A 10,433-nucleotide genomic window follows, 5' to 3' on the forward strand; every position below is an offset into this window, starting at 1 on the left:
GTTTACATCTTAAACACGCTGCAAATATATAGAATTATTTCAATACATCAAACTAAATATGGAAGAAAATCAATATAAAGATATGAATTTTATAGAAAGACTTCAATATTTCATGGAGAAAAAGGGCATAAATGACAATCAAATGACTGTTAATGCCGGTCTTTCTGTTGGACTTATTGGGAAAGCAAAGGTGTCTGGCAAAGGCATGAGCTCAATGAATATTGAAAAAATTCTATTAGCCTATCCGGATTTATCTGCCGATTGGTTACTTACTGGTGCAGGAAGCATGTTGAAAGATGATTTGAACGGCATTAAAACAATAGACGAAGCAAATTCTTCGACTCTGCCTACCACATCTATGAACCCATCCATCGGTACACCATACTACGATGTGGACTTTATCGGGGGCTTTGATGAAGTGTTTAATTCACAGGTAAACATACCTGCCACCAACATTGTAATAAGGGGATTCGAAAAAGCCAGCCTTTGGTGCAATGTCACCGGGCACTCCATGGAACCCAAAATAAACCATGGCGACATCATTGCCCTGCACCAATGCACACTCAACGACATCCAATATGGCGAAATCTATGCAGTGGTGTTGGATACCATCCGCACCATTAAAATCCTCCGCAGGTCGCCGGATCCGGACAAGCTGCGCTTCATCCCCATCAACACCAATGATTACGATGAACAGGAATTCGACAAATCACGCATCATCAATGTCTTTGAAGTAATCGGAAGTATCAGCAAGTTCTTCTAAGTGGTACACGCATGCCTCCTACAGAAGGCTAAAAAAGGACGCACGCACACACTTTTGAAGGAATTTACCTGAAGCAAACTCGTAAATACACTGTAAATCAAAGGATTTATTTTATTATAATAAGGTATATCACACAAACAAGTGTCGTTTTTCCTCTCTGAAAACAGAGAAAAACGGCACTTGCTTTCATTTATAACATAGTTTCCTATTTCGGGCGTACCCTCTGAGAACTGAAAAAGTAACCCCTAAAGTAACCCCTAACTTAAAGAAGTAGTAACCCCTAACAGTAACCCCAATAGTAACCCCTAACCAAATAAAACCAACCGTAGGGGCATAAAAAAAGGGAGCCATAAGCTCCCCAATCAGCATTCAAAGAAATAACGCCTACAAGCCTTTCTAACGGCGCTATTATATCGTTCTAACCATTCCCTTACTACCACCCGAGATGAGCGTAGATTGCTTAATTATAGCCTTTTTCGTGCATATTGTGCCGTTACCAGACAGCCCGGCATGAAGCAGGTAATTCTTGGTTGCCCCCACCTGATCTGCCGTCAGAACCGTATAAACAGCCGATATACTGCTGAAATACCAATCTTTCTGCTTCGTCCCGTCTATTTTATGCAGCAAATGCACATGAATCACTTTTGCCATATTCGTTTCTATTATGCTGCAAATATACCAAATAATACTTATTTGGAAGAATTTTAAGGCAACATCTTTAAAAATAGGCACAAAAAAACGGCCACACAGCCGTTCACACCATCATATAACAAAATCCATCAACCCAGCCATAAAACGGCCACACAGCCGAAAATAAAACCCTTCCAGGCCGTTTTAGCCCCATCTGCAAGCCCGATGTAAAGCAATCCCCCGAATATCCGAAGAAAAGCCCCTCAAACGTAAAGCAGATGTAAGCCATGTAAAGAGAAAAACCGCTTCGAAATATTCAGCCCATTTTCCCGATCATGCCTAAACCCTTTGGTTTTCAAAACCTTTCGCCCATTTTTCCCGACCATTGAAAAAACCGCTTCGTTCTATGCCCCATACAGTTGTTCCTGTTCGGGCATCTCCAAAGCCCGACAAATGGCCTGCTTTATCTCCTCAGTGTCATTGGGGTTAATCAACAATGCATCCGTCATCTCAATAGCTGCACCTGCCATTTCACTCAAAATCAAAACACCCGGATTATTATTTTTCGAGGCTACATATTCCTTGGCAACCAAATTCATGCCATCACGAAGTGGAGTTACCAAAGCTACATCAGCTATATAGTACATTGCCACCAGTTCTTCAAATGAAAAACCGTGATAGAAATAGCAAACCGGAGTCCAGTCCATCGTAGAATACTGTCCGTTTATAGAACCTATTTCTTCGTCAATCTTGGTTTTTAGCTCAGCATAACTATCTACATGGTCACGTGATGGAACAATGACCATTGCCAATGTAACTTTTCCACAATATTCAGGATGACATTCTAAAAAGGCAGCAAATCCCCATAAACGGTGCAGAATGCCTTTGCTATAATCCAAGCGGTCTACAGAAAGAATCAACTTATGATTCCCGAAAAATTTCCGTGTACGGTCTATCGCCCGCTGTACTTCCGGTCTGGAAGAAGCATTGTGATACAGTCCGTAGTTGATTCCCATAGGAAGAGCATCGGTCCTAACTACTCTATTCCCGAGTTGTGCTTCGTCCAGTTTAAAGTCAATACGCAATACCCGTTCGACAGCACTGATAAAATGCCGCATATAGTCATGAGTATGGAAAGCTATAAAGTCTGCACCCAATAATCCTTTCAGGATTTCTGCACGCTCCGGTAATATCCGGAAAAGTTCATAGGAAGGAAAAGGGATATGATGGAAATATCCGATATTCAAATCCGGGTAAACCTTCCGAAGCATTCCGGGAAGCAGCATTAGCTGATAGTCTTGAATCCACACCTTGTCACCTGGACGTATCACGCGGCAAATGGCATCGCAGAACAACTGGTTCACTTCCTGATACGATTGCCAGAAAGAGTTCCGATACAGCGTATAAACAAAAAAGTAGTGACATAATGGCCAGATAGTACTATTACTATAGCCTTCATAATAATTCTTTATCTGTATTTCGGACAAGAATACTGGGTGGAAATTTATTCCTTCCAATCTAGAAGTGATTTCCTCTTTACTTTCTTCGTTGTCAACGCATATTCCAGGCCATCCAATCCAATGTTTTTCGTAGGAAATCTGAAGTGAGTCCAAACCGGTAGCCAGTCCACCTTCACTTCGTGAAAACACGAACGTTTCATCCTCTTTGGTAACCTTAACGGGTAATCTGTTTGATATAATATAAAGTTTCATGTATGAGTTAACACAAGAAATATGCCAATTCATACAATATTTTATTTATTGCTTAAAATCAGTATTTTAGAAAAAGATAAAGAGAAAAACAAACATTCAAAAATGAAAAAGAATATTCCATTTCGATATGGTCCTACTATTACCAATTATCACTGAAAATGTCTTTCTTCACCAATGCTTCAATTCTTTGCTTATAGCAATTTATCCCTTCTGCTATATTTTTACTAGCTTCCGAAGTCCCCATTCCATAGACTACAAGAGGAGTTTGCCATATCATTCCAGCATGTACAGCACTTGCTTGATAAGGTCTTAACAACTCATCCACCGTAAAACGATTTCTTCCTCCGCTTCTATAAGCATCATGTTCAGAGCCGGCAGTAGTGACCACCATCAATGTCTTACCAGCCACAGCAGGAGTTTTTGCCAGATAAGTAAATACTTCATCCAACCATCTCTTCAATAAAGAAGGAGCCGACATCCAATAGAACGGAAACTGAAATACAAGCGCAGATGCATGCGATATGATAGTGCTCCATATCTCTGCATTAAAAGCATCTTCCATACGCATCTCATATAAATTGTATATGGCTACCTCTCCCATGTCACTAATAGCATCCATCAATGCCTTGTTAGCTCGCGACTCTTTTATATTGGGATGTGTCAGAAGAACCACTACTTGCTTTGAATCTTTATCCATATTGTTTTTCTTTTAGTTTAAAATCATTGATGTGTGTACAAATATACAAAATATAGATATACGAGTAGGAGGAAATAAAAGTTTTCTTCCTACTTTCATTTTCTGACATATATTTTCGAATGTGACGAAAGAGGCGGAAAGCGGGTGAGGGCAAAGGTATAAAAACAAACTTCTGAAGAATTTATTATGCGGACTAACGAAAAATAATGTATCATCCCCATATAGATTTACTAGTGATTCCGTATGAGGAGCTTATACCCATCAAAGCATGTTCTTGTTAAGACAAATTAAAAAAGGAACAACAGTAGTTGTTCCTTTTTTAAGTACACCCTCAGGGATTCGAACCCTGGACCCACTGATTAAGAGTCAGTTGCTCTACCAACTGAGCTAAGAGTGCATTCCTTATTTCTTGTTTGCGGGTGCAAAAGTAGTCCTTTTATTTTATTCGTGCAAACAAAACGGTGTATTTTTTGCGATGAAATGGGATTTTTTATTCAAACTCGTATAAATCAGAAGGAGTAGTACGCTTCAAAGCACACAACTGTACATCCTTTCCTACGATAATTCCTTTTTCCCTTAATTTCCATTCCACTGTTTTATATGCCAATTCAGGATGATTGTTGTCCTTGCTCAAATGACAAAGCCAAATATACTGTAAATGTTCCGTCATATTTTCCGAAAGAAATTCAGCAGTAGCAATATTACTCATGTGTCCGGTGCGGCTGGTAATCCGTTCTTTCAGGTATTGGGGGTAGGTACCCATGCGTAACATTTCCTCATCGTAGTTGGCTTCCAATATCAGATAATTGGCCTTTCTGATATATTCTGCGGCCGTAGGAGTAATTTCACCAAGGTCTGTAAGAAAAACAAACACTTTTCCGTCTATCTCAATGCAATAGCCCACATTGTCCGTGCCATCATGAGGTACCTCGAAAGATTCGATATGAAAATCTTCCAACTGCATGGGTTGCTGCTTTTCCAGGTAACGGACAGACGAATATAACTTTTCTGTCATGCAATAGCTCCGGTTGATGCCCTCATGAATCCGGGCGGTTGTATAAATAGGAATATTCAGTTTTTCACCCAATCCGCCTACTGCTTTGATATGGTCCGCATGGTCGTGCGTAACAAATACCGCACGTATCATTTCCATGCTGATACCTGCTTCTTTCAGTCCTTTTTTTATCGTCCGTACTGCAATGCCGGCGTCGATGAGTATTCCATATTTTTCTGTGCCTATATAATAACAGTTGCCGCTGCTTCCACTGGCAAGGCTTATAAATTTTACTTTCATCCTAATCTCCTTAATTACAAAAAAGCCGTCGCTTTTAAAAAAAGTGACGGCAAATATACAAAAAGTATGCAATATATAAACCTTATGCCTTCTTCTTTTTGTCGATGAATTCGGTAGTTTTGGCAAAAACGAATAACGCTATCGCTGCAACCAATCCTATAGCAGCGAAATAATACCAGATATAATGTGCATTGACACTGGCTGCTTCCCACGCTTCGCGGGTTTCAAACAAGACTGGATCAGGACAATATTTTGTCAGAAGTACCCCCGCAATACCGAACCCGAAAATAGAAGAGAGGAATGAATGAAGATGACTGAAACCGAGGTACATACCTTCTTCGCCCTTGGGGGCCTGCAAAGAGAAGTACTCCAGATAACGCGGTGAGATAAAACATTCTGCCAAAGCTTGCACAACAATGCCAAGCACCATCATCAAAGTAATATTGCTCATGCCGGAAATAATATCGTTGCCCAGCAAATTACCGCATGCCATCAGCAATGCCGATACCGGAATAAGAAACATGCCTATATTCATAGAAGTAATAGCTGTGCGCTTTGCCATCCACCGGGTGATAAAACTTACACAGCAAACCACTACAAACGGGTTTACATTGGCTATCCACCCCGGTTTGGCTGTTTCACCCGCCATACGGATGACATATTTGGGCATAGTTGCATAGAGCTGTTGCTGCACCATCCAAAAGCCGGTTACGATGAGGATAAGAATCAACAAACGCCAATTAGTGATAATACGCAGAAAACCTTGTCCAATTTCACGCATGCTTTTCCCTTCACCTGCTGTATGTGCCGATTTATACAATAAGATGACAGCCAATAATGCCAGCACCGTCATGGCAGCCGAGAAGTAATTGATATAAATATAAGCTTGCTCACCGATAACATTCCGTAGAGGGTCGACCACCGTTTTTCCGGTAAAAGCTCCTATATTCACCATCATATAGAAGATGGAATAGCCGCGAGCACGGGTAGCCTCTGTTGTTTCCTTAGCCACCGATCCCGATATGATAGACTTGATGAACGAACCTCCTACCATGATAACAAACAATACGGGGACAATCATCCAGCGGTCATTACTATCCGGCAATCCTGAAAAACGGGTTGTCTCGCCATACTCCACCAGACCGGCTGCTTCCAGTAGGGTGGGAAGCAATCCCAAGCCCAAATACCCGATGGAAAGCAGTGAGAAAGCAATAATCATCGACTTTCGGAAACCTATCTTATCGGCATATGCGCCCGTAAAGATAGGCAACAAATAGAGCCCTCCCGAAAACAGACCGGAAATCATGCTTGACTCAAAATCATTGAAACCTAAAATATTGGAAAGATAAATGGTAAGAACAATAAATACAGCATAATATGCCATGCGTTCGAACAGTTCTACTGTACTGCTTACCCAAAAAGCTCTGCTGAAGCCTTTGGAAGCGGGTTGGGGTGATGTCATCATCCTTTTGTACGATTAAAATTTATGTATTAAATGAAAAAATAAGTGCAAAAATAGGAAATTAATATCGTGTTTGCAAGATATTAATTTTCTGCAAACACAATATTAATAAGTTGCAGACAAGATATTAACTTCCCATTTATCACTATTTATCTTTTCATTTATATAGAATACTCCGTATCTTTGGACGCTTTTATAAAACGACCATTCATGAAAGATAAAATCGAATTTATAGCTTTTGACGCTGATGACACACTGTGGGAAAGCGAACTTTATATTCAGGAGTTCGAGCACAAATTCTGTAACCTTTTAAGGCAATATCTGCCTGCTTCATCCATATCACAAAGGTTTTTTGAAACAGAAATGAAGAATCTGCATATGTATGGCTATGGGCTGAAGAGCATAATGCTCAGTATGACTGAAACCATCTGCAAAGTGACAGACGGAAACGGGAATATGCATCTTATAGAAGAAGTAATAGGATGGGGACAAGAGCTTCTGCAGAAACCGGTTACACTACTGGAAGGCGTGAAGGAGACCATATCGTCACTTCATGGGAAATATAAATTGGTGTTGGCCACTAAGGGGGACTTGTTCGACCAGAAAAGAAAAATAGAAGCTTCCGGACTGCGAGAATATTTCCATCATATCGAAATTATGAGTGACAAGAAAATCGATGATTACCAGAGGCTGATTGATACATTGGGCTGTCCGCCTGAAAAACTCCTGATGATAGGTAATTCTGTAAAATCAGACATACTTCCGGTATTGGAACTTGGGGGATACGCTGCCCATGTACCATACCACGTGACTTGGGCATACGAGCAACATGAAGGGGAAATACGACATCCCAATTTTATACGATTGGATAGTATCAAAGGAATATTAGATAAGCTATAAGTTATGGGTGAAACTGCATAACTTATAGCTTACTATTGCTTTTTAGAATTGGAAGAAATTCTTAGCGTTATAATAGCTGATATCTTCAATCATCTGGTTTACGCGTTCCATCTCGGAAATAGGAATTTCACCATTTTCTACATCACGGCCTACAAGATTACACAATGTACGGCGGAAATATTCATGGCGCGGATAGGAGAGGAAGGAACGGGAATCGGTCAGCATACCAACAAATCGGCTCAATAAGCCCAGTACAGAAAGGGCATTCATCTGCTTTTCCATACCATCCTTCTGGTCAAGGAACCACCAACCGGAACCGAATTGAATCTTACCGGCAACCGTACCATCCTGGAAGTTACCCAGCATAGTAGCAATGACTTCGTTGGCGCATGGATTCAAATTATAAAGAATAGTCTTGGTCAGCTTACCATTGGAGTTTAAGCGGTCGAGAAATTTAGCCATAGCTTTTGCTGTAGTAAATTCGCCAATGGAATCAAAACCGGTATCAGGACCTAACAGTTTGAACATCTTACTATTGTTGTTGCGAATAGCACCATAATGGAACTGTTGTGTCCAACCTTTCTCCCAATCCATTTCGCCGAACACAACCAGCATGGCCGACTTGAATTTCAGAATTTCCTCCTTCGTCAATCCAGTACCGCCATATACCTTGTTAAAGATAGCCTTAACTTCCGCTCCTGTATAATCCTCGGCATAGAATTCTTCAATTCCGTGGTCAGACAGTTTACATCCTTGTTTCGCGAAAAAATCGTGACGCTTACGCAAGGCAGCAACCATATCGTCAAAGCAGGAAATAGCCACATCGCTCACTTCGGCCAACTTTTCTACATATGCGCGAAAATCGGCAGGAACTTCCACCGCCATTGCCTTATCCGGACGCCAAGTAGGCAACATCTTGATTTCAAAGCCGCTCTCACGTGTCTTGATATGGTATTCCAAGGAATCAATAGGATCATCTGTAGTACAAACCACTTCCACATGATAACGGCGCATCATGCCACGGGCGGAATATTCAGGCTGTTTCAGCTTCTCATTACATTCATCATAAATTTCACGGGCCGTATGAGGATTGAGAATTTTATCGATTCCAAAAGCGGTCTTCAATTCAAGGTGGGTCCAGTGATACAACGGATTACGGAAAGTATAAGGTACCGTTTCGGCCCACTTCTCAAACTTTTCCCAATCTGTAGTATCCTTACCGGTACAGAAACGTTCGTCCACACCATTGGTACGCATGGCACGCCACTTGTAGTGGTCACCTCCCAACCAAATCTCAGTCAGTGACTTAAATTGATAGTCTTCCGCCACCATTTGAGGAATCAAGTGACAATGATAGTCGATAATCGGCATTTTAGCCGCATGCTCGTGGTACAACTTCTGTGATGTTTCCGTTTGCAACAGAAAATTTCCGTCCATAAAGTTTTTCATCTTCTTGTGTTTTAAGTATCTAAAAATATTACTTTCTATTTATTACACCTATATAGTATTGATTGTAAAGCTAATAGGTCGTATAATTGTTTTTAGTTTTATTAACCGTTATCGAACACAAAAGTAGAAATTTTACTTGGAGAAACAAAATAATTCGTATCTTTGCGGCGAATATTTATAATATTTAAGCTTCAGACGTCTCACCTTTACTGCCTTAGGCAGCATACCTCAAGATGGAAAACAAGAACTATACCATTAAAGACATAGCACGCATGTCCGGCGTCTCTGCCGGCACTGTAGACCGCGTACTGCACAACCGCGGAGACGTATCCGTTTCCAGTAGGGAAAAAGTCCAGAAAGTACTCGACGAGATAGATTATCATCCCAATATGTTTGCCATCGGGCTGGCGGCTAAAAAGCACTATCATATTGTCTGCATTATACCTTATTATATAGAACATGATTATTGGTATGCTGTAGCAGCGGGAATTGACCGTGCCGCACAAGAATTACGGCCGTTCAATGTTGGAGTTAGCTATCTGTACTATCGGCATGCGGACAAATCCTCCTATAAAGAAGCATGTGCTGTGCTCCGGGAGGAAAATGCCGACGCCGTACTTGTTGCCCCGAATTTCCGAGAGGAGACCATAAAACTCACTGCTTATTTGGAGGAAGCGGATATTCCCTATGCATTCATAGACTTCAATATTGAACAGACGCATGCCTTGTGTTATATCGGACAAGATTCCAAAACCAGCGGATACATCGCTGCCAAGATTCTGATGCGTAGCTATGAAAAAGGGCAGGAGCTTGTGTTATTCCTGAACAATCAGAAAAACAATCCGGCAGAAATCCAGATGCAACGCCGCCTCGAGGGGTTCATGCAATACCTTTCCGAGGAACATAAGGATTTGATTATCCATGACATTGTGTTGCACAAGGAAGATACTGACGGCAACAGACGGATGTTGGATGCTTTTTTTAAAGAACATCCCCAAGCCGTACTGGGAGCTGTTTTTAATTCCCGTGTTTATCAGGTGGCAAATTATCTGCACGAAAAGGGGCAGAAGCTGGCAGGACTTGTGGGATATGACCTTTTACACAAAAATACAGAGTTCCTGAAAACCGGTGAAGTAACCTTTCTCATCGGTCAACGCCCAGGCCTGCAAGGCTATTGTGGCGTGAAGACTTTATGCAACCACGTGGTATTTAAAAGACCGGTCACTGCAGTGAAATACATGCCCATCGACATATTGATGAAGGAAAACATAGACTTTTACTTTGAGTTTGAATAATCAAAAAATTACATATCAACCATTTAAATCATTTTTTAAATGAAAGCATTAAACAAAGAAACTGCTCCCAAAGCACAACGCCCGGAACGCATTATCCAGTTTGGCGAAGGTAATTTCCTTCGCGCATTTGTGGATTGGATTATTTATAACATGACATTAGTGTCCACTAAAAAATCATAGTCGTTCTTTGAAATTGTTGAAATTCAGTTTGTTGTAATGGTATTTGGTGCG

9 protein-coding genes, 1 tRNA gene and 1 pseudogene are annotated in these 10,433 nt (G+C 41.0%); 4 read left to right on the top strand and 7 right to left on the bottom strand.

Annotation, left to right across the window (positions count from 1 at the left end):
- Positions 1–58 precede the first annotated feature (58 nt).
- Positions 59–763 carry a helix-turn-helix transcriptional regulator gene (locus tag ABUA47_RS14565; RefSeq protein WP_117697412.1) on the top strand — a complete coding sequence of 235 codons (705 nt, stop codon included), beginning with the start codon at positions 59–61 and terminating at the stop codon, positions 761–763.
- Between the two features lie 408 nt (positions 764–1,171).
- Here ABUA47_RS14565 and ABUA47_RS14570 read toward each other — a convergent pair whose 3' ends face one another.
- From ABUA47_RS14570 to ABUA47_RS14595, 6 genes and pseudogenes are all read right to left on the bottom strand, one after another.
- Positions 1,172–1,414: a hypothetical protein gene (locus ABUA47_RS14570; RefSeq protein ID WP_007751495.1), complete on the bottom strand. Its 243-nt coding sequence runs from the start codon at positions 1,412–1,414 to the stop codon at positions 1,172–1,174.
- Positions 1,415–1,812: 398 nt separating this feature from the next.
- Positions 1,813–3,105, bottom strand: a pseudogene (locus ABUA47_RS14575) (bifunctional alpha,alpha-trehalose-phosphate synthase (UDP-forming)/trehalose-phosphatase); the annotation flags it as partial.
- A 139-nt stretch (positions 3,106–3,244) separates the two neighbouring features.
- A complete protein-coding gene (locus ABUA47_RS14580) occupies positions 3,245–3,802 on the bottom strand; it encodes an NAD(P)H-dependent oxidoreductase (protein WP_005825500.1) in 558 nt (185 codons plus the stop codon).
- A 324-nt stretch (positions 3,803–4,126) separates the two neighbouring features.
- Positions 4,127–4,199 (bottom strand) — tRNA-Lys (locus ABUA47_RS14585).
- Between the two features lie 93 nt (positions 4,200–4,292).
- Positions 4,293–5,096, bottom strand: coding sequence for an MBL fold metallo-hydrolase (locus ABUA47_RS14590; RefSeq protein WP_035448522.1), 804 nt, complete (start codon positions 5,094–5,096; stop codon positions 4,293–4,295).
- An 82-nt stretch (positions 5,097–5,178) separates the two neighbouring features.
- On the bottom strand, positions 5,179–6,561 hold the full coding sequence (locus tag ABUA47_RS14595; protein WP_009038424.1) for an MFS transporter: 1,383 nt from the start codon (positions 6,559–6,561) through the stop codon (positions 5,179–5,181).
- Between the two features lie 207 nt (positions 6,562–6,768).
- Here ABUA47_RS14595 and ABUA47_RS14600 point away from each other — a divergent pair, with 207 nt between their 5' ends.
- Positions 6,769–7,458, top strand: a complete 690-nt coding sequence (locus tag ABUA47_RS14600) for an HAD family hydrolase (protein WP_005825494.1) — start codon at positions 6,769–6,771, stop codon at positions 7,456–7,458.
- 42 nt (positions 7,459–7,500) lie between these two features.
- Here ABUA47_RS14600 and uxaC read toward each other — a convergent pair whose 3' ends face one another.
- On the bottom strand, positions 7,501–8,907 hold the full coding sequence (gene uxaC, locus ABUA47_RS14605) for a glucuronate isomerase (protein ID WP_008664581.1): 1,407 nt from the start codon (positions 8,905–8,907) through the stop codon (positions 7,501–7,503).
- 233 nt (positions 8,908–9,140) lie between these two features.
- Between uxaC and ABUA47_RS14610 the strand changes: the two genes are divergently transcribed.
- Both ABUA47_RS14610 and ABUA47_RS14615 read left to right on the top strand, forming a co-directional pair.
- On the top strand, positions 9,141–10,202 hold the full coding sequence (locus ABUA47_RS14610; protein ID WP_035448524.1) for a substrate-binding domain-containing protein: 1,062 nt from the start codon (positions 9,141–9,143) through the stop codon (positions 10,200–10,202).
- A 39-nt stretch (positions 10,203–10,241) separates the two neighbouring features.
- The gene (locus ABUA47_RS14615) at positions 10,242–10,382 is read left to right on the top strand and encodes a hypothetical protein (protein WP_230583267.1); all 141 of its coding nucleotides are present in this window, start codon (positions 10,242–10,244) and stop codon (positions 10,380–10,382) included.
- The last annotated feature ends 51 nt before the right edge of the window (positions 10,383–10,433 follow it).

This window comes from Bacteroides sp. RTP31139st1_H2_RTP31139_211217 (assembly GCF_040227615.1).
Taxonomy (GTDB): Bacteria; Bacteroidota; Bacteroidia; order Bacteroidales; family Bacteroidaceae; genus Bacteroides; species Bacteroides uniformis.